Source organism: Draconibacterium sediminis, assembly GCF_000949475.1.
Classification (GTDB): Bacteria; Bacteroidota; Bacteroidia; order Bacteroidales; family Prolixibacteraceae; genus Draconibacterium; species Draconibacterium sediminis.
In genome coordinates, this window is the sequence record NZ_JRHC01000001.1 from 954,626 (window position 1) to 980,826 (window position 26,201).

General features: G+C 42.6%; 19 protein-coding genes. 9 read left to right on the plus strand and 10 right to left on the minus strand.

Annotated features, from left to right (window positions below):
* The first annotated feature begins 55 nt into the window (after positions 1 to 55).
* Positions 56 to 3,829: a beta-galactosidase small subunit-related protein gene (locus LH29_RS03970; RefSeq protein ID WP_082063406.1), complete on the plus strand. Its 3,774-nt coding sequence runs from the start codon at positions 56 to 58 to the stop codon at positions 3,827 to 3,829.
* An 80-nt stretch (positions 3,830 to 3,909) separates the two neighbouring features.
* Here LH29_RS03970 and LH29_RS03975 read toward each other — a convergent pair whose 3' ends face one another.
* Genes LH29_RS03975 through queG form a run of 3 tightly spaced genes read right to left on the minus strand, consistent with a single transcriptional unit; the run spans position 3,910 to position 6,808 of the window.
* Positions 3,910 to 5,370 carry a sulfatase family protein gene (locus LH29_RS03975; RefSeq protein ID WP_045026193.1) on the minus strand — a complete coding sequence of 487 codons (1,461 nt, stop codon included), beginning with the start codon at positions 5,368 to 5,370 and terminating at the stop codon, positions 3,910 to 3,912.
* A gap of 57 nt (positions 5,371 to 5,427) precedes the next feature.
* Entirely contained in the window at positions 5,428 to 5,898 is a 471-nt protein-coding gene (locus tag LH29_RS03980) for a DUF1905 domain-containing protein (protein ID WP_045026194.1), read from the minus strand.
* Positions 5,882 to 6,808 (minus strand): tRNA epoxyqueuosine(34) reductase QueG, encoded by a 927-nt coding sequence (gene queG / locus LH29_RS03985; protein WP_045026195.1) that lies wholly within the window; start codon positions 6,806 to 6,808, stop codon positions 5,882 to 5,884. Before queG ends, LH29_RS03980 begins: the two co-directional genes overlap by 17 nt.
* Before the next feature lie 71 nt (positions 6,809 to 6,879).
* Between queG and LH29_RS03990 the strand changes: the two genes are divergently transcribed.
* Positions 6,880 to 7,872, plus strand: coding sequence for a Ppx/GppA phosphatase family protein (locus tag LH29_RS03990; RefSeq protein WP_045026196.1), 993 nt, complete (start codon positions 6,880 to 6,882; stop codon positions 7,870 to 7,872).
* Here LH29_RS03990 and amrS read toward each other — a convergent pair.
* Together amrS and LH29_RS04000 are read right to left on the minus strand one after the other, a co-directional pair.
* Complete coding sequence (amrS, locus tag LH29_RS03995; RefSeq protein ID WP_045026197.1) at positions 7,865 to 8,872, minus strand: AmmeMemoRadiSam system radical SAM enzyme; 1,008 nt, start codon at positions 8,870 to 8,872, stop codon at positions 7,865 to 7,867. The two genes, LH29_RS03990 and amrS, sit on opposite strands and share 8 nt — an antisense overlap.
* A 56-nt stretch (positions 8,873 to 8,928) precedes the next feature.
* Positions 8,929 to 9,729 carry an XRE family transcriptional regulator gene (locus LH29_RS04000; protein WP_045026198.1) on the minus strand — a complete coding sequence of 267 codons (801 nt, stop codon included), beginning with the start codon at positions 9,727 to 9,729 and terminating at the stop codon, positions 8,929 to 8,931.
* A gap of 239 nt (positions 9,730 to 9,968) precedes the next feature.
* Between LH29_RS04000 and LH29_RS04005 the strand changes: the two genes are divergently transcribed.
* The 3 genes from LH29_RS04005 (at position 9,969) to LH29_RS04015 (ending at position 13,479) form a co-directional block, all read left to right on the plus strand.
* The gene (locus LH29_RS04005) at positions 9,969 to 11,258 is read left to right on the plus strand and encodes a putative DNA modification/repair radical SAM protein (RefSeq protein ID WP_045026199.1); all 1,290 of its coding nucleotides are present in this window, start codon (positions 9,969 to 9,971) and stop codon (positions 11,256 to 11,258) included.
* Between the two features lie 70 nt (positions 11,259 to 11,328).
* On the plus strand, positions 11,329 to 12,102 hold the full coding sequence (locus LH29_RS04010; protein WP_045026200.1) for a TIGR03915 family putative DNA repair protein: 774 nt from the start codon (positions 11,329 to 11,331) through the stop codon (positions 12,100 to 12,102).
* Between the two features lie 141 nt (positions 12,103 to 12,243).
* Positions 12,244 to 13,479, plus strand: a complete 1,236-nt coding sequence (locus LH29_RS04015) for an outer membrane protein assembly factor BamB family protein (protein WP_045026201.1) — start codon at positions 12,244 to 12,246, stop codon at positions 13,477 to 13,479.
* A gap of 311 nt (positions 13,480 to 13,790) precedes the next feature.
* Here the strand turns inward: LH29_RS04015 and LH29_RS04020 are convergent, their stop codons facing one another.
* From LH29_RS04020 to LH29_RS04035, 4 genes are all read right to left on the minus strand, one after another.
* Complete coding sequence (locus tag LH29_RS04020; protein WP_045026202.1) at positions 13,791 to 14,996, minus strand: uracil-xanthine permease family protein; 1,206 nt, start codon at positions 14,994 to 14,996, stop codon at positions 13,791 to 13,793.
* Positions 14,997 to 15,069: 73 nt separating this feature from the next.
* Positions 15,070 to 15,864 (minus strand): 3-keto-disaccharide hydrolase, encoded by a 795-nt coding sequence (locus tag LH29_RS04025; RefSeq protein WP_045026203.1) that lies wholly within the window; start codon positions 15,862 to 15,864, stop codon positions 15,070 to 15,072.
* 86 nt (positions 15,865 to 15,950) lie between these two features.
* Positions 15,951 to 16,202 carry a hypothetical protein gene (locus tag LH29_RS04030; RefSeq protein ID WP_045026204.1) on the minus strand — a complete coding sequence of 84 codons (252 nt, stop codon included), beginning with the start codon at positions 16,200 to 16,202 and terminating at the stop codon, positions 15,951 to 15,953.
* A gap of 261 nt (positions 16,203 to 16,463) precedes the next feature.
* The gene (locus LH29_RS04035; RefSeq protein ID WP_045026205.1) at positions 16,464 to 19,412 is read right to left on the minus strand and encodes a glycoside hydrolase family 3 N-terminal domain-containing protein; all 2,949 of its coding nucleotides are present in this window, start codon (positions 19,410 to 19,412) and stop codon (positions 16,464 to 16,466) included.
* Between the two features lie 226 nt (positions 19,413 to 19,638).
* On the opposite strand from LH29_RS04035, the gene LH29_RS04040 reads away from it, so the two are divergent.
* From LH29_RS04040 to LH29_RS04055, 4 genes are all read left to right on the plus strand, one after another.
* Positions 19,639 to 20,757, plus strand: coding sequence for an exo-beta-N-acetylmuramidase NamZ family protein (locus LH29_RS04040; RefSeq protein WP_198152341.1), 1,119 nt, complete (start codon positions 19,639 to 19,641; stop codon positions 20,755 to 20,757).
* 9 nt (positions 20,758 to 20,766) lie between these two features.
* Complete coding sequence (locus LH29_RS04045; RefSeq protein WP_045026207.1) at positions 20,767 to 22,218, plus strand: sodium:solute symporter; 1,452 nt, start codon at positions 20,767 to 20,769, stop codon at positions 22,216 to 22,218.
* Positions 22,219 to 22,314: 96 nt separating this feature from the next.
* Positions 22,315 to 23,754, plus strand: coding sequence for a hypothetical protein (locus LH29_RS04050; RefSeq protein WP_157493557.1), 1,440 nt, complete (start codon positions 22,315 to 22,317; stop codon positions 23,752 to 23,754).
* Position 23,755: 1 nt separating this feature from the next.
* Positions 23,756 to 24,778 (plus strand): endonuclease/exonuclease/phosphatase family protein, encoded by a 1,023-nt coding sequence (locus tag LH29_RS04055; protein ID WP_082063407.1) that lies wholly within the window; start codon positions 23,756 to 23,758, stop codon positions 24,776 to 24,778.
* Here the strand turns inward: LH29_RS04055 and LH29_RS04060 are convergent.
* Positions 24,775 to 26,184 (minus strand): CCA tRNA nucleotidyltransferase, encoded by a 1,410-nt coding sequence (locus LH29_RS04060; RefSeq protein WP_045026209.1) that lies wholly within the window; start codon positions 26,182 to 26,184, stop codon positions 24,775 to 24,777. The two genes, LH29_RS04055 and LH29_RS04060, sit on opposite strands and share 4 nt — an antisense overlap.
* Positions 26,185 to 26,201 lie beyond the last annotated feature (17 nt).

Below are 26,201 nucleotides of genomic sequence, written 5' to 3' on the forward strand. Positions count from 1 at the left end.
TAAAGATTTGATCTTTATAGTATTTTTAAGGGTAATAATCGGACAAACAACAACTATGATGAAACGAGCGACCACCTTGTTTTTAATTCTCACATTTTATCTCAATACTTTTTCGCAGCAGGTTGATTTCCTTCCAAACGACTGGCAAAATCCGGCCGTTTTTGAAAAAGGACAAAATGCACCTCATGCATTTCATATTCCTTACGCATCGGCTGATGACGCCATTCAGAATATGCCAAAGAAATGCGCGAACTATAAATTGCTAAACGGCCAGTGGAAGTTTAAGTGGGTGGAAACACCAAAACAGGTGCCTGTAGATTTTTGGCAGCCCGGTTTTGACGCTATAGGTTGGGATGAAATAGAGGTTCCATCGAACTGGCAAATGGAAGGTTACGGGCATCCAAAATTCCGGAATGTGGCCATATCGTTTGAGAACGATCCGCCGAATATTCCCGATTATTACAATCCGACCGGATGCTATAAAAAGAAATTTACCGTTCCTGAAAGCTGGGAAAACAAAGAGGTGATGTTGCGTTTTGAGGGCATAAAGTCGGCCTCGTATGTTTGGGTGAACGGACAACGCGTTGGATACAATCAGGGCGGTTTTGAACCGGCAGAGTTTAATATCACACCGTTTATAAAAAAGGGTGAAAACGATCTGTCGGTTCAGGTGATTCGTTTTTCCGATGGTTCGTATCTCGAGAACCAGGACATGTGGCGTTTGTCGGGCATTTTTCGTGATGTGAAATTATGTGCCCAGCCAAAAACTTTTATCCACGACCATTATGTGGTGACCGATTTTGATGAATATTATAAGGATGCAACTTTAACGGTAGAAACCCATATTCAGAATCAGTTGCCGGAGGTGGCAGCGGGCGAAATAATTGTTGATGTTTATGATCCGGAAGGCCGGTCGATTTTAAAAGACGGATCACTTCGGGAAGATTTTGAAGTGGATTCGATGGGGAATGTTAAAGTGCAGTTGTCTGCTTTGGTGGTTGAACCGCCGCAGTGGTCGGCTGAGTTTCCTAATCTTTTTGTTCTTCTGGTGCAACTAAAAAATGCAGATGGAAAGGTAACCGAAGCATTCACCCAAAAAATTGGTTTTCGCGAAGTGGAGCACAAGGATAAGATTTTAACAGTGAATGGTGTTCCGGTTAAGCTGAATGGCGTAAACAGCCACATGCATCATCCGGAACACGGGCAGGCGGTACCACTGGAAACGTTAAAGCAGGATTTGCTGCTGATGAAACAGCACAACATTAACTGTGTGCGAACCTGTCATTATCCGCCAACACCTGAATATATTGCTTTGGCCGATGAACTGGGGATGTACATTTTTGATGAAGTGGGCGATGAGGCGCACAACAATATCTGGTTATCGGAAAAACCGGAGTGGACCGAAATGTACCGCGACCGTTCACGGAAACTGGTATATCGCGACCGGAATCATCCGGCAGTGATTGTTTGGAGTGCCGGAAACGAATCGGGTAGTGGCCAAAATATCAACGAAGTAATTAAAACCGGAAAGGCGATCGATCCGAGCCGCCCGGCGTGGATGTATGGCGGAAACGCTTTTTATATTCCTTTCGAGGATTTGGTGGGGCCGCGTTACTGGATTCCGGTTGATTATAAAAACCTTGCACAGGGGAAAGTGTTGCCAGCCAACGATATACGCGCGTCGTTTATGGATGAGTACCTGGCTGCCACAGGAAATGGCCTGGGCGGAATGGACGAATACTGGGAATACATTTGGAAATATCCGCGATTAACAGGTGGCGCCATTTGGGACTGGATCAGCCCCGGAATAAAAACGCCACGCTGGATATTGCCGGATCTGTCGCCACAAAAAAATGATGGACAGATAATGGGACGCCCCCTATTTCAGCAGGGCGTTTATGGTTGGGGGCTGGAATTCTCGGGACATGATGATTGGGTGGAGTTTTACCGCGATCCGAGTCTGGATATTACCGGAAATCAGCTAACCATTGATTTTTGGGTGAAACCATCTGAAATTCCACAGCCCAATGTTTTTGTCGCCAAAGGAGCACACAGTTATGGTATTCAAATGGCCGATGCGGAAACGCTTGAATTTTATGTGTTTGGAAACGAACGTATTTCTGCCAAAACAAAAGTGGGTGAAAATTTTTATGAAAACTGGCACCGTATCACCGGTATCTGTAACGGAAGTCAATTGCAGCTTTACATCGATAATAAACGTGTTGCCACTACTTCGTTTTCTGGAAATATTAGCTCAACACCTTTCCCGCTTTGTATTGGTCGCGAGGCCGAAACGCAGGATCAGGGCGAACACTCAGGGCGTTTGTCAAAAATGGTGATCGACGATGTGCGGGTGTTTAACCGGGCTGTAAATATCAATAATATCGAGAAGGAAAAATCAGGATTGGTGCTGCATCTGAACTTTGAAGAAGATAAAAAAGACGGTGATTTCTATGCTGTTGGTTTGGGCGGAAGAACTTACGGAATCATCTGGCCCGACAGAACGGTTCAGCCTGAAATTAACCAGATCAAACGATCGGGGCAGCCGGTAAAAATTGAAGCTGTTGACATTGAAAATGGTGTGCTGAAAGTAACTAACCGTCATCATTTCAAAAATTTAAATGAGCTGGAAGGGTTCTGGCAGGTTAAAGTAGATGGCGAAACCAGTCAGCGTGGATTTTTTGATTGCGATATTCCGGCAGGCGAAACAGGCGAAGTAACAATTGATTACCGCCGGCCACGAATTGAATCTACCACGGAGTGTTTGCTGGAAGTTTCGTTTGTGCTAAAAGAAGACCGGAACTGGGCACCAAAGGGCCACGAAATTGCCTGGGAGCAGTTTGCAGTGCCAACCGATTTTTATTTTGTTGATGAGGAAGAGAACAACCAGAAGGTAACGGCCACCGAGGATGAAAATTATATACGGATAAACGGCAACGATTTTAGCTATTCCATTAATAAAAAAACAGGAAGTTTTGTGTCGTTAAAATACAAGGGCACCGAGTACCTCGAGGGCGGACCGGAATTTATGGTTTGGCGCGCACCAATTGCCAACGATATCGATCCGTGGGGAAGTTACATGTTTGGCGACAGCAATGTTACGCCGGGAATGGGACGAAGTATCGATAACCAATTACGAACACTGGGAATGCGCGACCTGGTTTCAGTCGTGGACGACTATGAGTTACTGCAAGTGAGCGAGGATGAGGTAACGCTGAAAATGGATGTATTTGCCAATTCAAGTCTTGATCCATCGAAGCGAAAAGATCAGTGGTTTTTTTATTCGGCATTCGAGCAAAAACAAACGTGGACATTTTCTGCAGACGGAAGCATTCATTTGGATCAGGAAGTTATTCCGCATGGCCCAATGCCCGAAATGTTGCAAAAAGTTGGCCTGCAATTTCAGCTACCAAAAAGTTTTAACCAGGTTCAGTGGTATGGCCGCGGCCCGTTTGAAAACTACCCCGACCGCAAAACAGGGGCAAAAGTGGGGCTCTATCATTCAACCACCGACTCCATGTATGTACCTTACATTATCCCGCAGGAATACGGTAACCGTAGTGATGTGCGCTGGCTAAAAGTGCATAACGACGACGATCGTGGATTATTGATACAAGGAAATGAGCTGATGAATTTTAGCCTGCATAAATACACCACCGATAATTTGTCGCGCGCCATGTACACCTACCAGTTGGAGGAGGCTCCAACTACGATTCTGAATGTTGACTACGAAGTTTCGGGAGTTGGGGGTACGGCCATCCGCCAACTGCAAAAATACCGCGTGCGGCCCGATGTGAAAAAGTATAAGTTAACGATTAAGCCGTTCTGATTAAATATAAACCTTCTAGGTTTTTAACACCTTGAAGGTTTATACATCAACAAATAGGATTCCGGTTAGGGGTGAAAAACCTATAGCCTGCCAATATCCCTGTTGCCCGAACCTTTTTCCATTCCCACATTTAAGTCGCCCAGTTCTGCACGTGCTTTTTCAACTACCTGCATCAACTCGGCAGCTTTCTCAGGATAATATTCTATTACATTGTACTGTTCTCCCGGATCGCGCATCATATTATAGAGCTCGGGTGTTTCAACGGTCATTTGAATACGCTTTCCACCATTTCCGTCTCTACCCGGTTCGGTGTTGTAAGATGCCCATGTATGAGGGAGTACCAGTTTCCAGTTTCCTTTACGAACGCCATTCAGGTTGTTTTTGCCGTAATAAAACAAAATGGTTTCGCGAGGATTGGCGGTGGTATTTCCTTTCCAAAGTTCAGCAATACTGGTACCGTCTATATCTAAATCGGGAAGCGATGTTTCGGCTATCTCTGCAAAACTGGGTAGTATATCGATGGCGCAGCCCAGTTTATTACAAATTGTTCCTGCTGGAGTTTTTCCAGGCCATTTTATAATAAACGGTACACGCTGTCCGCCTTCCCAACTGGTGGTTTTCCCTTCGCGCAATCCTCCGGCCGACCCGGCATGGTTGCCAAAATTAAGCCACGGACCGTTGTCGGTGGTGAAAATAATAAGGGTATTTTCGGCAAGCCCATTCTCAGCAAGCACCTTTTCAATCTGACCAACACTCCAGTCAATTTCCATCATTACATCGCCGTATAAACCCTGTTCGCTTTTCCCGCGAAATTTATCGGATACTCCCAAAGGGATATGAGCCATGGAATGTGGCAGGTATAAGAAAAACGGTTGGTTGGCATTTCGGTTAATAAAGTCGACCGCTTTTTCGGTATAAAGAGTGGTAAGTGTATCTTGTTCTTCCCAACTGTTAATGGTAAAAAGCACATCATTATTATGCATCACCGGAAGAGGCGGGTTTTTTAACCGGTCATGTCCTTCAGGAAGTTTTTGCCCGGTATTGGATAGTGGCCACATATCGTTGGAGTAGGGTAGCCCAACATATTCATCAAATCCATTTTGAAGTGGTAAAAACGCATTATGATGTCCAAGATGCCATTTCCCGTAAATTCCGGTTGCGTAACCTTTTTCTTTCAGCATTTCGGCAATAGTTGTTTCATCAGGATTAATGCCGACCTTGCTGTAAGGGAACAGTGCGCCCGAAATTCCAATGCGGTTAGGGTAACAACCTGTTAGTAACCCTGCCCGCGAAGCACTGCAAACAGGTTGTGCGGCGTAAAAGTTGGTAAAACGCATGCCCTCAGCTGCAAGCTTGTCGATATTTGGAGTGCTGTATCCCGTTCCTCCATAACAACAAGGGTCGCCATATCCCATATCATCGATAAAAATAACCACAAAATTTGGCGATTGCTGCGTGGTTTTTGTTTGCTGGTTTTTGGGTGTACACGAAGCAGTAAATAAAACTACTACTGCAAAAATGAGAGAAGTTAGATTTTTCATTTTTAAAGGTTTAGGTTAATTCTGAATAACAAAAATAGGATTTTGTGCGAGACCGGCTCAGCTTTTATGTGCATAATGTTTGTGAAGGAATTCAAAAAAGCGGTTAACCCGTTCCACTTTCGTATCGTCATTTTTTGATTCCTCAATATGCTGAATCCAGAATTTCTTGCCGGATATGGGAAGCTTGTCAAAATATTTCTTCATGTCGCAGTCGTTGTCGAGCAGCCATTGCAGGTAGTCCGGAATCTCAACCGTACGAGGCTTAGGTGCTTGTTGCAATTCAATAGTTATGTTATCTCCCTCGCGTTTACCAATTTTATCTCTGATTTCTTTTTTCAGATGAAGCCAGTGTCCGCCTTTTCCGTTTGGTAGTAAATTCATTGAAACAACATGGCCATCAATCGAAACCTGGCACCACACATGTCGTTTTGTACCAAATTCTTTGTGGCTGTCAAAAGGAAATTCAGCATAAACGCCTTTAAACGGCCCGTTAATCAAAGTCGCTTCAAATTTAAATTTCTTCGTCATTTCCCAGGAATCTTAGGTTTCGTTGCAACCCTTTATAACCGGTTCGTTTTACCGCCGAGTTTTTAAAAAGCTCGTTAAACAACGGGCGTTCCATATTTTCCCAATCCTGTTTCTGAAGCGTTAAAAGTTTGGGGTGAGGTTTTAAACCTGCTTCGTTGTGTGGTTCCGATTTTAAGTTCCAGGGACACACATCCTGGCAAATATCGCAGCCAAACACCCGGTTTTCAAACTGGCCTTTTAAATTGGAGTCCATTTCGCCACGCACTTCGATGGTTTGGTACGAGATACATTTCCGGGCATCAACCACGCGCTCGGCAACAATGGCTTTTGTGGGGCAGGAATCAATACATTTTGTGCATCTCCCGCAATGGTCGCGTACCAGTTTGGGGTCGTCATAAGGTAATTCAGTATCGATGATCAGTTCGCCAATAAAAAAGAAACTACCATGTTCCGGCGAAATGAGGTTGCTGTTTTTTCCTACCCAGCCAAGACCGGCTTTTCGAGCCCAGGCGCGCTCTAAAACCGGTGCCGAATCAACAAATGGCCGCCCTGAACAAGGCGCTATTTCTTCCTGAATAAACTGAAGTAACTCCTTCAGTTTATCTTTCATCACAAAATGATAGTCGGTGCCGTAAGCATATTTCGATAGTACCGGCGCTGCTGGATCATCTTGCGTTGTTTCCGGGAAATAATTCAGCAGCACAACAATAATTGTTTTCGCATTTTCAACCAGCAACGAAGGATTCAGACGCTTGTCGATATTACGGTTCATATAGCCCATTTCGCCATGCATATCGTTTTCGAGCCATGTTTTCAGGCGCGTTTCTTCTTCCTCCAAAAACGAAACCGGAAGAATGGCGTGATCGAGAAATCCGAGCGATTGTATTTTTTGTTTCAGTTGCTGCAGCATACTTAAATGTTGTTGTGCAAATTAATACAATCAGCCTGAACTAAAAAATAGCGGCAGTTCGGAAACCCTGAATGAAATCAAACGAAAGCTTTGGATATTATAGCAAAGGTGTATTAACTTGGCGCCATTCAACATCACAAGATTATTTTATGCGCATTGCTGTTATCGATTTAGGAACCAACACCTGCAACCTGCTTATTGCCGAAATGCATGGTGCAGACTACAAGCTGTTGCACCAAAGCAAGGAAATGGTGAAACTGGGCGACGGAAAAATCAGGGATAATCAAATTAGCGACGAAGCTACTTTTCGGACTAAAGCAGCATTTGTTTCGCATAAAAAGGTGATGGACACTTTTGGTGTTGATGAAATAAAAGTTTTTGCCACATCGGCGGTGCGCACAGCCGATAATAAGGAGGAATTTGTAGCGGCAATTGAAAAGATTTGCTCTTGTTCCGTTGAAGTTATTTCCGGCGAACGCGAAGCAGAACTCATCTTCAAAGGTGTTTTGCTGGCTTTTCAAAAAATTGAATTCCCTTCTGTAGTCCTGGATATTGGAGGTGGCAGCAACGAGCTGATATTAACCCACCAAGAAGCAATTCTCTGGAAAGAAAGCCGGCCAACAGGCATGTCGCGGATTATTAATTCATTTGATCTCTCTGACCCGATAAGGGATGAGCAGATTCGCGAACTTCAACAATTTTTTGCAGCCGAACATCAAATGGCAATTCATAACTGTAAAGAAAAAAAGGTTGCCACTTTAATTGGTTGCTCTGGTGCTTTTGATACGATTGCAGATATGATTGATGAGGTAAATCCGGGGGAGAAACAACGGGTAACACAGGTCGTTACGCTGGAAGAATTTTATACGGTTTACGAAAAATTGCTGAAATCTACCCGCGACGAACGTTTGCAAATGAAAGGAATGGATTATGTGCGTGTCGACCTGATTGTGCCGGCAGTAATCCTGATTGAAACGTTGATTTCTGCCATTGGAATTAAACAGATCGTGCAAACCGATTTTGCTTTGCGCGAGGGTGTGCTTTACGAAATGCTTGCTAAATAATTACAGAAGCGTAAGTCCCGCATTTTTTACATTTTCCATCCGCATCAAGCGTTGTGATATCCGTATTGTAGTGATTTCGTGAAATAAGTGGCGCGTTGCAATTCTTGCAATAAGTGGTTGATCGTTCCTGGTCGCTAACGTTTCCAAGATAAACATGTTGAAGTTGTGTTTTGGCCACATCGTACAACTCAACTAATGTTTCAATTGGCGTGGCGGGTGCATTTAACTTGTATTGCGGGTAGTAGCGCGATAGGTGCAGCGGAACTGATTCTCCCAATTCACTACTAATCCAATTTATCATGTTTTTAAATTCTACTATGTCATCGTTCAACCCTGGAATAACCAACGTTGTAATTTCCAGATGGGCCTGACTTTCTGCAATTTGTTTGAGTGTATTTAAAACCGGTTGCAATTTCCCTTTGGTGTATTTTTTATAGAAGTTGTTTGAGAATGCTTTCAGATCGATATTAAAAGCATCAATAAAAGGCAGCAATTTTTTCAACGGTTCTTTATTGATATAACCATTGGAAACCACTACATTTTTTAATCCTTCTGAATAAGCCAGTTGTGCGGTATTCAATAAAAACTCGTAAAAAGTAAAAGGTTCGTTGTAGGTGTATGCGATACCGATGTTGTTCCAGGTTTTTAGCGCTTCTTTTACAATCTTCTCAGCGCTTATGTTGTGAAAGCCTGAGAACTCAGAAGCTTTACATTGCGAAATCCGGTGGTTCTGGCAAAAGCTGCATTGCAGGTTACAACCCACTTCGCCAACCGATAAAATGTTTTTGCCGGGGTGGAAATGGTAAAGCGGTTTTTTCTCGATGGGATCCGAACCAAGCGCAGCCACTTTATTATACACGTTGGTAATTAAAACGCCTCCGTGGTTGGTTCGCACTTTACAAATTCCTGTTTGGCTGTCGGATAAAATACAGTTCCACGGGCAGAGTTCGCACTGAACTTGTCCGTTCGTGATTTTGCTATAGAATAAAGCTTCCTGCATTTCCTGTCAAACTTTTTTAAAGTTACGAAAGGAAAACGAGAGTAGTTGCTTTGGTCTTATCCAATTTTTGATCCGAGCTTTTTGATGGCCTGTTGCATATCGTCCATTTGTTTCATCAGGCGATCGATGTCAGTTTCAGGTTCCGGAATTTTGGTATTCAGGTAACATACAAATTTCCAAACTTCGGTAACTTCTGCTATTGGCAAGTCGTAAGATTGAAATTCTTTATTCAGCGAAATCAGGTGCAGCGAGCGTTCTGTTTTAATATTATTATGTGCCACTTTAAAAACAATGCCTTCGTCGCGCGTAACAATAATATAGGCATCGTTGCTTTTTATATTGAAAAAATCCTGAATGAATTCTCCAATTACGATCGATCCGGCGGGGATGGGCAACATCGAGTCGCCTTCGATGGTAAAAGCTCTGTATTTTTTTTCTTTCGACAAAAACGGCAACTGAAAAACCGGAAGTTTCCCGATGTATTCCGGGTCGGCAAAACAATTTACATAACCTGCTTTGGCTTTTTCGCTTACAAACTCAATATTGTCGTTGTTGTCTGAATCAACCGTTGTGGCAATTACCCGCAACTTGGAGCCGCGTATAAACACATCAAAACCATTTTGCAGATCGGCAAACTGACTTTCTGATAATTGTTGCAAATCCACATTAATCAGTGTGTCGATGGCGATGCCAAAATATTTCGAAAAAGCCTGAAGGTGCGAAACGGTGGGTTGGCTGATCTCATTTTCGAGTGCATTTACCGAAGTTCGTTTTAACTCCATCGCTACAGCCACCTCGTTTTGTGTGCGTTTTTTTCTTTTTCGTAACAGTTTGATATTCTTGCCAAAATAGTTCATGTGGGAAAAATTATTTCTTCAAAAGTAAAAAATATTCTTGCAGTTTAAAAAGAAATGATTAATTTATTATCGTCAGAAATGATAATATAATTATCAAAATAGAATGTATTTGTTTTTGATCAACATATTTCCTTAATGTTCCTAAATGTTTAAACCCAAAATGAACTGAGGTTCCTGATCCCCGGCATAAACGCCGGGGATTTTTTTGACTACAAACTACAATATGAGATGAAACGAGCATGAATGAATCCGTACATGAGAAACTGAAAATATTATCCGACGCTGCAAAATACGATGTGTCGTGTGCATCGAGCGGAAGCAACCGGGCCAACACCAGCAAAGGAATTGGCAGCGGTGTGGCGTGCGGCATTTGCCACAGTTTTACCGAAGACGGACGCTGTGTGAGCCTGTTTAAAATACTGATGACCAACAATTGTATTTACGATTGTGCTTACTGTATTAACCGCCGTACAAACGACCGTCCGCGGGCAACTTTTACGGCACAGGAAATCGTCGACCTTACCATTGGTTTTTACCGCCGAAACTACATTGAAGGATTGTTTTTGAGTTCGGGCGTGATAAAAAGCCCTGATTACACCATGGAGCGAATGGTGTTGGTAGCTAAAAAATTGCGTAAAGAAGAAAACTACAACGGCTATATTCATCTGAAAGCAATTCCGGGAGCGAGCCGCGAGTTGATTCATGAAGCCGGAATCTGGGCCGACCGGCTGAGTGTAAACATGGAAATCCCGACTGAGCCGAACCTGAAAAAGCTGGCACCGGAAAAGAACTACCCTGATATTGTTACACCCATGGGGCAAATCCGCGATTCGATTTTGGTGGCGAAGGAAGAACGGCAAAAGTACCGCAAGGCACCTCGTTTTGCTCCGGCCGGACAAAGCACACAATTGATTGTTGGAGCAACTCCCGAAACCGACCGGCAGATTATTTTACTGTCGTCGGGATTGTACAAGCAGCAAAACCTGAAACGCGTATATTTTTCAGGCTATCTGCCGGTGAACAGTTACGATGAGCGTTTGCCGGCGATTAACCGGCCGCCGTTGGTACGCGAAAACCGTCTGTACCAGAGCGACTGGCTGATGCGTTTTTATCATTTTAAAGCTGAAGAGATTTTAAGCGAAGATCAGCCGTTCCTTGATTTGGACGTAGATCCGAAACTGGGATTTGCCCTGCGAAATATGCACCTGTTTCCGGTGGATATTAACCGCGCAGATTACGAAATGATTCTTCGGATTCCCGGAGTTGGGGTGCAGTCGGCACAGAAGATTATTCTGGCGCGTAAACACCGCCGGCTAAATTCATTGCACCTTAAAAAACTGGGGATAGTGATGAAACGTGCCAAGTATTTTATAACGTGCAACGAACTACCATCGCCGGGAATGGGGTGGGAGCCGCAGCGACTAAAACACAAGTTGTTGTGCGAAATGAATTCGAAATACAAAAAGTCGCTTGATACGCAGTTGAAGCTGTTCACCGATTTTAAACCGGTGCTGCCAACGTTGCATTAGTCTCAGTTTTCAGTCGCAGTATCCAGATCCAGTATCCAGAATCTAGTATCCAAAAATCCAGTATCCAGTCATGAAAATATACACCTACGATAATACTTTTGAGGGATTTTTAACCTGCGTTTTCGATTGTTACAGCCGAAAAGATTTTCCGGTTGATATCTGTTCGCGATATGGTGAGCAGCGCTACCTTTTTGTTGAAAGCATTGATGTGCCTACTAATCCTATAAAAGCCGAGCGGGTTTGGAAAGGCATCCAGAAACACCTGTCGGGGAAAAATAAACAACTGTTGTTTTATGCTTACCTGTCGGAAGAGCTGGGGATTGAAATGAAAATCTACCGTTTCTTGCGTCGTATGTTCAGCGGGCATTTGAACCTGGAAACCGATTATGGCGATCCGGATGTGTTGTATCTTACACAAGCCTCGCAAAAGGTGAAAAAGGAGGCCATGCGAATGATGCAGTTTGTGCGGTTTCAGCGCACCAAAGACCGGATGTATTTTTGCGGCATCGAACCCAAATATGATGTCATTCCGTTAATCATTAATCACTACCAAAAACGTTTTACCGACCAGCGCTGGCTGATTTATGATTTGCGGCGCAACTACGGAATTTTGTACGGTAACGATAAGGTAGAAGAAGTGGTGCTTACAAAAAAGCAGTTTAATGCATACAACGGCCAGGTAAAAGAGGAGTTGCTGCACGAGGGCGAAGATTTTTATCAAAAACTATGGCGCTCGTACTTTAAACACATTACTATTGAAGAGCGCAAAAACCTCAAATTACAACGCCAACATATGCCGCGGCGCTTTTGGCGTTATCTGCCCGAAAAGCAGGAGGCGAATTGAAAGAATAAAACAGCAGGGTTGTTTTCAGAGTCGTTTGCTGATAAAGTGATTAAGAAGGCGTTAACATAACCTGTTGTGTTTTTTATTTATATTCGCATGAGTCAACACTCTGTCAACAAACCGAAAATTAAATAACCGAAAATGAAAAAAATCAATTCTTTATTCTGTCTGATTGTCTTATTATTCCTCAGTCAATTTGCAATTTCACAAACCGTTTACCAGTGGCGCGGTATCGATCGCGATGGAAAGTACAACGAATCCGGCCTGCTCAACGAATGGCCCGAAAATGGTCCGCAGTTATTGTGGTCAACCGAAAACCTTGGTCCCGGTTATGCCGCCCCGGTAATTACTTCAGATAAATTACTGATTGTAGGAGTTGAAAACGGTATCAGCAAACTGTTTGCTTTCGATCTGAACGGTAACTTATTGTGGAAAACACCAAACGGAAAATCATTTGTAGGAGATGGATACTCTGCCCGGTTCCCGGGGGCCCGGTCAACACCAACCGTGGTGGGCAACATGGTTTATGCAACTTCGGGGTTGGGGAGACTGGCCTGTTTCGATTTGAACACCGGAAAAGAAATGTGGGCAGTTGATATGGTAAACGACCTGAAAGGGCATTTGAATGATTTTGGTTATGCCGAGTCGGTGGTTATCGACGAGCGCGCGGTTTATTGTTTCCCGGGCGGAAAAGATATAAGCGTAGCCAAACTCGACCGCTTTTCCGGAAAAACCATCTGGACATCGGAAGCAACCGGCGATACCACTCACTTTGTTTCACCAATTCTTGTGAACCTGCCTTCGCGAAAAGTTTTTGTTTCCGTATCGCGGCACTATGTGTTTGGCGTTGATTGCGCAAGTGGTGACTTACTCTGGAAATACGATATTGCCATGCGCTACGATGGCGATCATGCCAATTCGCCTGTTTATAAAGCACCGTATTTGTATATTGTTACCAACGATGATAAAGGAAAGGGTACCACAAAACTGGAACTTTCGGCCGACGGGAGCAGTGTAAAAGAAGTGTGGAGTAATGAAGAGGTGAAGAATAATATGGGAGGTTTTGTTTTACACGACGATAAATTGTTTGTTACTACCGAAAATAAATACCTGAATATACTGGATCAGGAAACAGGAAGTGTTTTGGATAAAGTAAGATCGTCATTTGGGTGTACCGTTTTTGCCGACAATAAATTAATTGTTTATGGTACCAATGGCGATGTGCGCCTTTTCAATTACGAAAACGGTAAACTTAATCAGGCTGGTTTATTTAAAGTAACGATGGGAAGCCAGGAGCATTTTTCGCATCCGGTAGTGGCTAACGGTGTACTTTATATCCGGCACGGAGAAGCTTTGATGGCCTGGGAGATTAGGTAAAAAAATACGAAAACAATGTTCCGCAGCTCCGGAAAGGCCAAACTCAACTGCAAACAGGCTTTCCGCAAGCGCGGAAAGTCAGAAATGAGTTCGGAACAGGGTTTCCGCAGCTCGGGAAAGTTACAAATGAGGTCAAAACAAAGTTTCCGCAGGCGCGGAAAGCCGGAAATGAATTTATGACAAGCTGTCTGCACCCAGGGAATGTCAGAAATAGAGCTTAGATATAATTTCCTATAGGAAAAAGAAAAAGGATCGGATCTTTTAAAAGATCCGATCCTTTTTTTATCTCGAAGCAAGCAACTCGATCCTTCTTATAAATCTTCTTTTTTAGTTGCCGGTAATACCAAATTCAAAATGATACCAACTGCAGCAGCCAAACCAATGCCTGCCAGCGAGAAGGTTCCGTATGAAATAACGGCACCACCAATTCCAACAGTAAGAACAATTGAAACAATAACCTGGTTACGGGTTTCGCCCATGTTGGTTTTTGAATCAACCAACGTTTTAATACCGATAGATGCGATCATTCCAAAAAGGAGAAGCATAATTCCGCCCAGCACTGCCTGTGGAATGGTTTTCAGGAAACCACTGATTTTTCCAACAAAAGCAAAAACAATTGCGGTTATTGCCGCTATGCGTAAAATAAATGGATTTGTAACCTTGGTAAGTGTTATGGCTCCGGTTACTTCCGAGTAAGTGGTGTTAGGCACACCTCCAAAAAAACCGGCCAGTCCGCTGGCAATACCATCACCAAGCAGCGTACGGTGCAAACCTGGTTTTTCAATAAAGTTTTTGTCGCATACACCACCAATGGCATACATATCGCCCACGTGTTCGATAATCGGAGCAATAGCTACCGGAATCATGTACAAAATAGCCTGCCAGCTAAATTTAGGAGCGGTAAACTCGGGTAAACCTATCCAAGCAGCCTCTTTAATCGGGGTCATATCAACTTTCCCCATTATTATGGAAAGAACGTAACCAACAATTATGGCAATGAATATAGGAATCAGTTTGATCATCTTTTTGCCGAAAATAACTACTGTTACGGCTGTAAGTAACGAAACCACGGCAATCAGCCAGTCGGTTTTTGCCATGTCAACAGCGGTAGATGCAAGCGATAATCCAATTAACAGAATAATTGGGCCAACAACAACCGCTGGGAAAAGACGCTCGACAAAGGTTAATCCACGTAATTTAACCAGTGCTGAAACTACGCCGTAAACTACACCAACAGCAATAATTCCTGAAAGTGTACCGGGCCAGCCATAAAGTTTTGTGGCTTCAATAATTGGTGCAATAAAAGCAAAGCTGCTACCCAGGAAAACAGGTACCTGTCCTTTGGTAATTAAATGAAAAAGCAGCGTGCCAATTCCGGCAGTGAAAAGTGCAACGGCGGGATCGATGCCCACAAGCAGCGGCACCAAAACGGTAGCACCAAAAGCCACAAATAAGAACTGTACACCCAATACGGTGTTTTTGAAGGTTAATTGTTCACGTAAAGTTTTACCACTCATGTTTTTTGTATTTGTTTAAAATTTGCGCAAAAATATACCCGTTTGCGAAAGAAACGGGTATAAAGTATATTTTTTATTGAAGGATTTCGGCAGGAATCTCCTTAATTGGTTTTATCCGAACTGATTTTACAAATAAATCACCGCCTTCAGACTGGATTTGGATTTTTCCTGAACTCAGCGGTTTTATTTGTCCATCTTCATTAATTCCGGTATTGGTATTTACCATGGTAACTTGTCCGTTAATCACATGAACCGTAGTTCGGCCATAAGTGTACAGTTCAACAGTGTTCCATTCTCCTAATGGGTTTTCTGCATCAACCGCTTTTATTATGCCGGGGCCGTTAAAGTCTTTTCCAAACTGGGTAAGTTCTCCGCCTTTTGAAAATTGAAATCCTTCATCTGTTTTTGTTACTTCAGTTTCGCAGCAAGTATTGTTCATCAGGTAAGTGTCTCCCAGCTTTTCGTGCATTAGCTGGCATTCAATGTTGGTCATCCATGTGCCAATAGCTTCACCAAATTCGCCAAAACTATGATACAGCAGTCCGCTGTTTCGTTTGGTGTAAACCTGGTCGCCCCACTTAAATACCAATTCCAGGTGGTAGTTGGCAAAAGTGTCGACAGTAGCCAGCGAGCCGTTTACTTCGCCTGAAATGTGAATAAGCTTTTCGCCCTCAACATCAACAACTTTAAAAACCTCTTCGGGTTTGGCCTGTTCGTGTAGATCTTCGAATCCGGTAAGCGGAGTTCCGATGAATGTTTCCCATCCATCGAGATTTTCACCATTATACACCGGTTGCCAGGGTGCTTCGCACGAACTAAATAATACTGTTAGAAATGCAAGTGAAATAAAAAATGTAAATTTTTTCATGAGTTAATGGTTTAGATATAATTGACATAAAAAAACTGCCCCATAAATATAGGACAGTTTCTTAAATATTTTTATTTTTTTCTCTATTAAACCGCTGTGCCAGCTAATTGCTGCGCTCGTTCCAAAATTGCCGTATCGTCCAGGAGAACTATTCCTCCGTTTGGTCCCGGCTCCATGTGAATTCCCACTGCTCTTCCATCGGTGTAGTTAGCGCCTCCGAAATAATTCCTGACAGTTTCTTCTCTTAATTCAAATTCTTGCGCTATTTGTCTAATCGAACCGTCAGGTAAGCTGTCTTTAATTTTACGCAGCTCGTTAAATGTTATTCTTTTTTCCATATCGCTGTGGTATTAATTAATAAATATTGTATTTGTAAAGAACGTGCATTAAAATTATAATTAATAATTTAATAATAAAAGCGTCATGAACAGCTATTGTTAAATGTTATAACACAAGAGGAAAATTATGTGTATTACGGAGGTGCTTGATTGTTGTAAAGGGCTGGTATGTAGCGATATTAGATTTTAGCGATATGTTGTAGAACAGGTGAGATTAGGGAGTCTGTTAACATTTTTTAAGGGAAGAAGGTCGGCCCGATTTTATTCCGAGATAATGCTGTCGTAAATGGCCTGATGCATCGCCGTACGAATGTTCAATTCGTAGAGTTTGCTGTTGTTGCGGGTAGGGTAAACACGGTTCGACATAAAAATGTATAGCAGCCTGTTTTCGGGATCGGCCCAGGCAAAAGTTCCGGTGTATCCGCTGTGCCCAAAACTGCTTTTGCTGCTCGACACTGCAGGGTAGGCATCTTCCAGCTTGTTTTTGTAGTTATCGATGAGGGGTTTGTCGAAGCCCAGCCCTCTGCGGTTTTTGTTTTCGGGATACTGAATACGTGTAAATTCGTTAAGCGTTAAATCGGAAATATATCGGCGTCCACCAAAATATCCTTTTTGCAGGTACATTTGAAATACTTTGGCCAGATCGTTTGTTGATCCAAATAAACCGGCATTTCCCGATACGCCGCCCATCATCGCCGCTCCTTCGTCGTGCACATAACCCCGCAGTTTCTCCATTCTGAAAAAGTCATCTGTTTCGGTAGGAATAATCTGGCTAAGCGGAAAATGTTTGTAGGCATTAAAGGTAATGGTATGCGCGCCCAAAGGCCGGTAGAAAGAAATTTTCACATACGATTCGTACGGGGTGCCGGTAAGGTTTTCAATAATATCTGGGTAGAGGTAAAAGCTCAACCCTGAATACAGGTATCTTTTTCGGGGCAGCAGGTTTGATGTGCGGATGGTATCGAACATTGTTTTTTTGAAATCGTGATTCATGCATAAACGTTCTGATACGCGAATATCATAAAGTGGCGAAGGATGATCTTTAAACACATTTTTATCAAGTGTGCCATCTGCCTGTACTGTCATTGTCCAGAACGGGATCCACGAAGCCAATCGAGCCTGATGCGCTAAAATCTCGCGAAAGCTCAGGTTTTCTTTGTTGCTGCCAATAAAATCGGGCCAGTATTTACTAAACTTATCATCAACGTTCATTTTTCGTTCGTCAACCAAGCGCATAATGGCGGGTAGCGGCCCCGTAACTTTGGTAACCGAAGCCCAATCGTAAATATTATCCCGGTTTACCGGGTAAATGCTGTCGTAGGTCTGAAAACCGTAGCACTTGTGAAAAACCACCTTCCCGTCTTTGGCTACCAAAACCTGGCAGCCGGGGTATGCACCTTCCGAAATGCCAAGATTCGCCAGTGAGTCGATTTTCCGGTTCAGAATAGCAGAACTCATTCCGGCTTCCTCGGGAATGGTATATGAAAATGTTTGGTTGGAGGCAATTTCTAATCCGTCGCCGGCTTTAAAACGCCTGTCGGAAGTAACCGGAAGTTTTCCGTTGGCTTTAAATGCCCCAAAAACGAGCTGTGCTGCCAGCTCCTGTGTAAGTTCATTATCCTGGTGCGCCACGATCAAGGCATCGGCATGATGAATGTTGGCAAAATGTTTCAACGCATAAGCGTTTCCGAAAAGCGTAAATACCACGTTTTGTTCATGTACAAGATCAATAACCGCTTGTTTTTGTATTTCAGAAATGCCGTATTCGTTTGATGAGTATTTGTTAATCCCTGTAATTCCGGCAATGACAAAGTTGTAGTTATCCAGTTTTTGGCGAAGATTTGCCCAGGTTTTTTCTGTGGCATCTTTTGGTAGCCAAAAATGATCCATACCTGAATATTTTTCCAGCGTATTTTGGAAGATTGATTTTTGGTTGCCGCCAATCATTATTGTTGCAATATTGCGTTTTTCTAAATCCTGCACCGGAAGTGTACTGTCGTTATTTACGACAACTGTCATCGATTTTTTTATCAGTTTTCGGTTGGTAACCTGATATTCGGGAGCGTTAAGATCAGCAGTGATATTTTTTAAATCTACCGCTTGGTAGTTGTTTAGTCCCACCCAGCGTTTTAGCGCCAAAACGGTTCTGCACTTTTCGTTGATCTCATTTTCGGTAATTTCGCCATTGGCAATGGCCGCTTTTATGGTTGCCACAGCTTTTCCGGCATCATCCACAAACTCTATCATATCGTTTCCGGCAATCAGTGCTTCCAGTTCGGCTCTTCCGGCGGTGGTTTGTACGCCTTTCATGGTTATGGCGTCGGTAACCACAAAACCTTTGAAGCCAATTTCGTCTTTCAAATAATTGGTAATTATTTTTTTCGATAGCGATGAGGTAATTCCTGAATTATCGAGAGAAGGAACATTTAAATGCCCCGACATAATTCCTGCAATTCCTTTATCCGATAAATAACGAAAGGGGTAACTTTCAATACTGTCGATCCGGCTTTTCGAATGCGGAATAAGCGGCAGAGTTTTGTGCGAATCGGTTTTGGTATCGCCATGCCCGGGAAAATGTTTAGCCACGGGAATAACGTTGTTGTCTTGCATCCCTTTTGCCACCATCCACGACTTCTCAGCTACATTGTGTTTTTGTTCTCCAAACGAACGAAAACCGATAACCGGGTTAAATGGATTGGTGTTAATATCGGCAACCGGTGCAAAATTCATCTGAATGCCCATACGTTTTAGCTGGCTGGCAAAATCCTGGCCCATTTGGTAGAGCAGGGAAGTATCCTGCACGGCACCCAACGATTGTGCGTAAGGATAAACAATTGTGCTGTCGGTTCGCATAGCCGGTCCCCACTCGCCGTCGATAGCCACCAATAGCGGTGTTTCAGAAGCTTCCTGAAACTGATTGATCCAATCAGCATTTTTTGTTGGCGAGCCTTGCATTACCAAAATTCCACCGGGTTTCCAGTCCTGTATTCTTTTCCTGAAAATGGCCTTGGCCGCATCGTTCTGTTTCGGGTAAACGGTAATCATCATCAGCTGTGCTATTCGCTCATCCAAACTCATTTTTTCGAGTTGCTGGTTTACCCATTCATCGTTCTTGTATTGCAGAAACGGAGGTTCCTGGGCAGAAGAACAGTTGACCAGTGAGAATACCAGAATGATACAAAGTAGAAATATTGTAGGTGTTGGTTTCATCGTTATAAATTCGCTAAAAATTTGTGCTACACATTAAACGTTCATCGAAATAAAATAGTACAAATAGCGCATCATAATTTTATTTCGTTTCCGTTTCAACTTTTTAACTAAATCGTTGCTTTTTAAAAAATTTAAAAACTATCTTCGCTTGCGCAAATGTAATATTTTAAAGCCTATGTTCAGGATTTTTTTAGTGTTAGTTTTATGGATATCTGCCAGCGGTTGCATGGCACTGCAAGATAATGAAATTATTGTAGGAGCGGAGCGTACTTCGCTATATTTAGATGCCTTGAAAGGCAAAAATGTGGGGTTGGTTGTAAACAACACCTCTATTGCTAAAGGCCAGCACCTGGTTGATTTTTTATTGAATCACGAAGTTGATGTAAAAAAGATATTTGCGCCTGAACATGGTTTCAGAGGCGATGTTTCGGCCGGAGGAGAAGTAGTGGACGGGCTGGATAAAAACACGGGCTTGCCGGTTTTTTCGCTCTACGGAAAAAACAAAAAACCGACTGAAGAACATTTTAACGGTCTGGATGTGGTTATTTTCGATATTCAGGATGTAGGTTGCCGCTTTTACACCTACATTTCAACCATGCATTACGTTATCGAGGCCTGTGCTGAGTATGATATTCCGTTAATTGTTTTCGACCGTCCAAATCCGAATGGCGATTATGTGGCCGGCCCAATCCGGGAAGAAGGTTTTGAATCGTTTGTTAGCCTCGATCCCATTCCTATTGTTCACGGATGTACGGTTGGCGAGCTCGCCAATATGATCAATGATGAAGGTTGGCACGCTGCCAACAAAAAATGCGATCTTACGGTTATTCCGGTAGAAAACTACGATCATTGGATGGCTTATTCTTTACCGGTGCGCCCGTCGCCCAATTTGCCCAATGATCTTTCTGTGCGCTTATATCCGTCGTTATGCTTTTTTGAAGCTACCAGTGTAAGCGTTGGACGCGGAACCGATTTCCCGTTCCAGGTTTTGGGTGGTTTAAACGAAAATCTTGGCACTTTTGAATTTACTCCGCGAAGCATTCCCGGAGTGGCCATAAACCCACTAAACAAAGACAAAAAATGTTACGGTGTTGATTTGCGAACATTGGAAGAATCGCCAAAATTTACCTTGAAATACTTCCTCGACTTCTACAATAAATACGAGAACGAGTCTGATTTCCTTACGCGCGAACGCTGGCTGAACCTGCTTGCCGGAACCGAATCGATGATCAAACAAATCAGAGAAGGGAAAAGCGAAGCTGAAATTATTGAAAGCTGGCAACCCGGGCTGGAAGAATTTAAACAACTGAGAAAAAAATATTTATTATACCCCGATTTCGAATAAACAAAAACTATGAGCCCATATCTTGTTCTTGGAATTGTACTTGGTTATTTTTTAGTACTTATTTTTATTTCGTGGTTAACCGCGCGGAAAGCCGATACACAGGCCTTTTTTACTGCAAACCGAAAATCGCCGTGGTATTTGGTGGCCTTTGGAATGGTTGGAGCTACTCTCTCGGGAGTAACGTTTATTTCTGTTCCGGGGGAAGTTGGTAATTCTGCCTTTTCATATCTGCAATTTGTTCTCGGAAACCTAGTGGGATACTGGTTGGTAGCAGGTATTTTACTGCCTTTGTATTATCGTCTAAACCTGGTTTCTATTTATTCGTTTCTTGATGAACGTTTTGGACCACGATCATACAAAACCGGCTCTTTTTTCTTTTTGATATCGAAACTGATTGGGGCTGCATTCCGGTTATTTCTGGTAGCTGGAGTATTACAAATCGCCTTTTTCGATGCTTTTAATATCCCTTTTTCGTTAACCGTAATTGTTACCATCGCACTAATTTGGGTGTATACTTTTAAGGGAGGTATTAAAACCATCGTTTGGACCGATACGCTGCAGACACTCTTTTTAGTGAGCGCGGTTATTTTTACCATTGTAGCCATTTCTCGAAGCCTTGATTTGAATCTGTCAGGCTTGGTGAAAACCATTGCCGATGACAATAACTCACAACTTTTCTTCTGGGACTGGCGCTCTGGAAATAACTTCTTCAAACAGTTTGTTTCCGGAATGTTTATCACCATTGTTATGGTTGGTATGGACCAGGATATGATGCAGAAAAACCTGACCTGTAAAAATAAGTGGGAGGCCCAGAAAAACATGCTGGTGTTTAGTATGTCGTTTCTTTTCACAGTGGTGCTGTTTCTTAGCCTGGGAGTAATGTTGTACATTTTTGCCCGCGAGCATGGAATTAGCATTCCTGAAAATACCGACGATCTTTACCCGATGTTGGCTTTAAAATATTTTGGATTGCCTGTGGGAATTGCCTTTTTATTGGGTATTACAGCAGCAGCCTATTCAAGTGCCGATTCGGCATTAACTGCGTTAACAACATCGTTTACTGTCGATTTCCTGAAAATCCATAAGTATCCTGAAGAAAAGAAACGCCGTATAAAAATGTTGTCGCACTTGATGTTTTCAGTGCTGTTAATTGCGGTAATTCTTGTTTTCGATGCTATTAATAATCAGAGTATTGTGGTGGCTGTGTTTACCGTTGCCGGATATACTTACGGCCCAATTTTAGGCTTATTCCTATTTGGCATGTATTCATCGCGAAAAGTGAAGGATAAGTGGGTTCCGTACATCGGTATTTTTGCACCCGTTTTGTGCTACTTTATTTCAAGTTACTCCGAAGTACTTTTCAATGGCTATCAGTTTGGATTCGAATTGCTTATCCTGAATGGGGCAATAACAATGCTTGGTTTATTACTTATTTCTGAAAAAAGTGCAGTTAAAGGCTAAGGATTGCAAAGAAATGTTAAAAATTGTGAATTGATTTTTTATATTTGTAAAATAACGGCGAAAAGTGGACGTTATAAGGATATAAATTAATTCGAATTGGTTAAATATTTACTTCAAATACTGGCTGCAGCCCTTGTGCTTGTCATGCTCTTTTCGTGTGAGGATGAGGGATATTTGACGTCTACCGATGCGCAACTTAAGTTTTCTGCTGATACGGTAACATTCGACACCATTTTTACTTCCATTGGCTCAACAACCCGACGATTTACGGTGAGTAACCCTTATAACGAGGATGTTCTTATTTCGCGTATTCGTTTGGCAGGAGGCGATGCTTCAAGCTTCAGGTTAAATATTAATGGTTTTGAAAGCAGCGAACTCTACGAAATTACATTACCTGCAAAAGACAGTATTTATATTTTTGTTGAGGTTACCATCGATCCAACCGGACAAAACCTGCCAATGGTTGTGCAGGATTCGATTGAATTTACAACCAACACAAATTTCCAGAGTATAATGCTGGAAGCTTACGGTCAGGATTTTAAGCTGATAAAAAGCGAACGGATTAAAACAACTACCTGGACGGCTGAAAAACCCTATCTGGTTTATGATTATGCCTATGTTGACAGTTTGGCGACACTAACGATTGAGCCGGGGACAAAAATATATTTCCATAAAGGTGCCGGAATGTATGTTCGTGGAAATGTAGTTGCCGAAGGTACTTTTGAATCGCCGATTATATTCCGGGCCGACCGTTTGGAGGCATCGTATGAGAATATTCCTGATCAGTGGAATGGCATTGTGTTGTATTCCGGAAGTCATGATAACGTATTCAATTTTACAACCATTAAAAATGCAAATATTGGGTTACAGGTCGGAACCATTGAAAACGAGGGGTATGCCTCGGTAACGCTTACCAACTCCAAAATTGAAAATATGGCTTATGCCGGAGTGTTTGCGTTGAAATCGAAGATTTATGCCTACAATGCACTGATTAGTAACTGTGGTTTTTATGCTGCTGCGTTGCTTGTTGGTGGCGAATATGAATTTTACCATTCAACTATTGCCAACTATTGGGGTAATTACGGACAAGCTGTGCGAACCACACCATCATTGGTTGTTTCGAATGTGCTGGTTGTTGAAAATTCAAACGGCGAACAAGTTTCGTATAATGGTGATTTGACCAAAGCAACCTTTGGCAACAGTATTATTTACGGTAATATTGGCAACGAATTGGAGTTGGGTAATAACGAAGAAAACACATTCAATTACCTGTTCGATCATTGTATTATACAGGCACCCGATACCTTAAATACGAGCAATACAAATCATTTCATTAATGCGATGATCGGGATGGAATTTGATCCTCGTTTTGTTGATCCGTACGATGATTACAACTTCGAGTTGGATACTTTGTCGGCAGCAAAAGACGTAGGAACAAAGAAGTATTCAGAGCGATTTCCGGTTGATTTGCTGAACAGAAGCCGAACCGGCGAAGATGGCCCCGACCTGGGAGCATACGAACGCATTGAAAAGTAAAATGAAATACTTCTTTATTTGTTTATCCCTTATTCTGCTCATTGTAAAAAGCAATGCTCAAAATGCTGATGCCGAATTTTCAATACTCTTTTATAACGTAGAAAACCTGTTTGATGTACGAAACGATTCGTTAACTGCCGATGATGAGTTTACGCCTTCAGGAGAGAGGCATTGGACGCGAAAACGTTTCGAAAACAAAATCAATAATATCTCGAAAGTAATACTAAATGCCGGCGGTTGGCAAATGCCCGATTTAATTGCTTTGGCAGAAATCGAGAATCGTTATGTACTGGAAAAACTTACCGAAGATACACCGCTAAATACTACGCCGTACAAAATTATCCATAAAGAGTCGCCGGATCCGCGTGGTATTGATGTTGCTTTGATCTATAATTCCGAAACCTTTTATCCGCTTGATTATGCGTATTATCCGCTGGAAGATAAAAACGGAGGCGTTAGAAGAAGTCGAGAAATACTTTATGTATTGGGAAAAGTAAATTGTGGTGATTCCATTCACGTGTTTGTAAATCACTGGCCTTCGCGGTATTCCGGTTTGTTGGAAACACGACCGGCACGACAGCAAGCGGCGCGTTTGCTTTTGTCGAAATACAAGGAGATCATTCAAAAAAACGAAAAGGCAAAAGTGGTTATCGTAGGCGATTTTAACGATCAGCCAGGTGATGAAAGTATAGCACAGGATCTTGGTGCTGCTGATTCTTTAAATAGCAAATCCGCTGGTTTATACAATCTCTCTTTGCCCTGGATGAAGCAGGAGGAGGGGACTTTAAAGTATCAGGGGCAGTGGTTTGTTTTCGATCAGATTATTGTTTCACCGGAATTGTTGACCGCAACGAATGGATTAAAGACAAAACCGGAAAATGCAACAATTTGCAAACTACCCTTTTTATTTGAGCCCGACGAGACCCGCGGAGGCCGAAAGTTGCATCGCACCTATACGGGCTTTCGATACAATGGCGGATTTAGCGACCATTTACCTATTCTGTTAAAGTTGCAGGTGGATTAACCTTTTGGCTTCAGCCCCATTTCTTCTGCTTTTTTCATCATAAAAGCAAAAGCTTCTTCGTAATTGTTATGAATCTCTCCATCCAAAATAGCTTCTTTAATGGCATCTTTTAGCAAGCCAACTTCTCGGCATGGCGATAAGTTGAACGTCTCCATAATCAGGTCGCCGTCAACCGGAGGCTGAAAATTACGAATAGCATCTTTCTCTTCAATCTCCTTTAACTTTTGGCGAACCACTTTAAAGTTTTTCATGTAGCGTTTCACCTTCTCCGGATTCTTCGATGTGATGTCGGCCTCGCAAAGCGTCATTAAATCATCAATGTCGTCACCGGCCTCAAAAAGCAGGCGTCTTACTGCCGAGTCGGTTACAATGTCTTCCGAGAGAACAATTGGTCGCATGTGCAGGCCTACCATTTTCTGAACGTATTTCATCTTTTCATTCAGCGGTAATTTCATTCGCTTAAATATCTTGGGAATCATTTTTACACCCACAAAATTGTGTGCGTGAAAAGTCCAGCCCAGGCCTTCAACAAAACGTTTTGTTTTGGGTTTGGCAATGTCGTGCAATAATGCCGACCAGCGTAACCACAAATTATCTGAGTTGGGTACCAGGCGGTCGAGTACTTCAATGGTGTGATAGAAATTGTCTTTATGACCGATGCCATTTACTTTATCAACACCTTTCATATTTTGCAACTCCGGGAAAATTATCTCCAGCAAACCGGTTTCTTCCAGTAATCGAAATCCTTTCGAAGGTTTCGGTGCCATAATAATTTTATTCAGTTCCTCGATGATGCGCTCGGCCGACACAATTTTAATACGGTCTTTGTTTCGGGCAATTGCTTTTAGCGTTTCATCCTCAATCTCAAAATCAAATTGAGTGGCAAACCGAATGGCACGCATAATACGTAAAGGATCGTCGGAGAAGGTAACATCCGGATCGAGCGGAGTGCGGATGATCTTATTATTCAAATCATCCATCCCGTTAAACGGATCGACCAGCTCGCCAAAACGATCGCCATTTAAACTAAAAGCCATGGCATTGATGGTAAAATCGCGGCGGTTTTGATCGTCTTCCAGTGTACCGTCTTCCACAATCGGTTTTCTCGAGTTGCGTTGGTACGATTCTTTTCGGGCACCTACAAACTCAATCTCAAGATCTTTGTATTTTAACATGGCGGTGCCAAAGTTTTTAAATACATTAACCCTTGGGCGTGGTTTTAGGTTTTTGGCTACTTCTGTAGCGAAATCGATGCCACTGCCAATGGTTACAATGTCGATATCTTTTGAAGGTCGTTCGAGAAACAGATCACGTACATATCCTCCAATCACATAAGTTTCTGTTTCAACACGGTCGGCAACCGCCTGTATATCTTTGAAAATCTTCTCTTTTAGCTTGCTGTTCATCTGACAAAAATCGTATT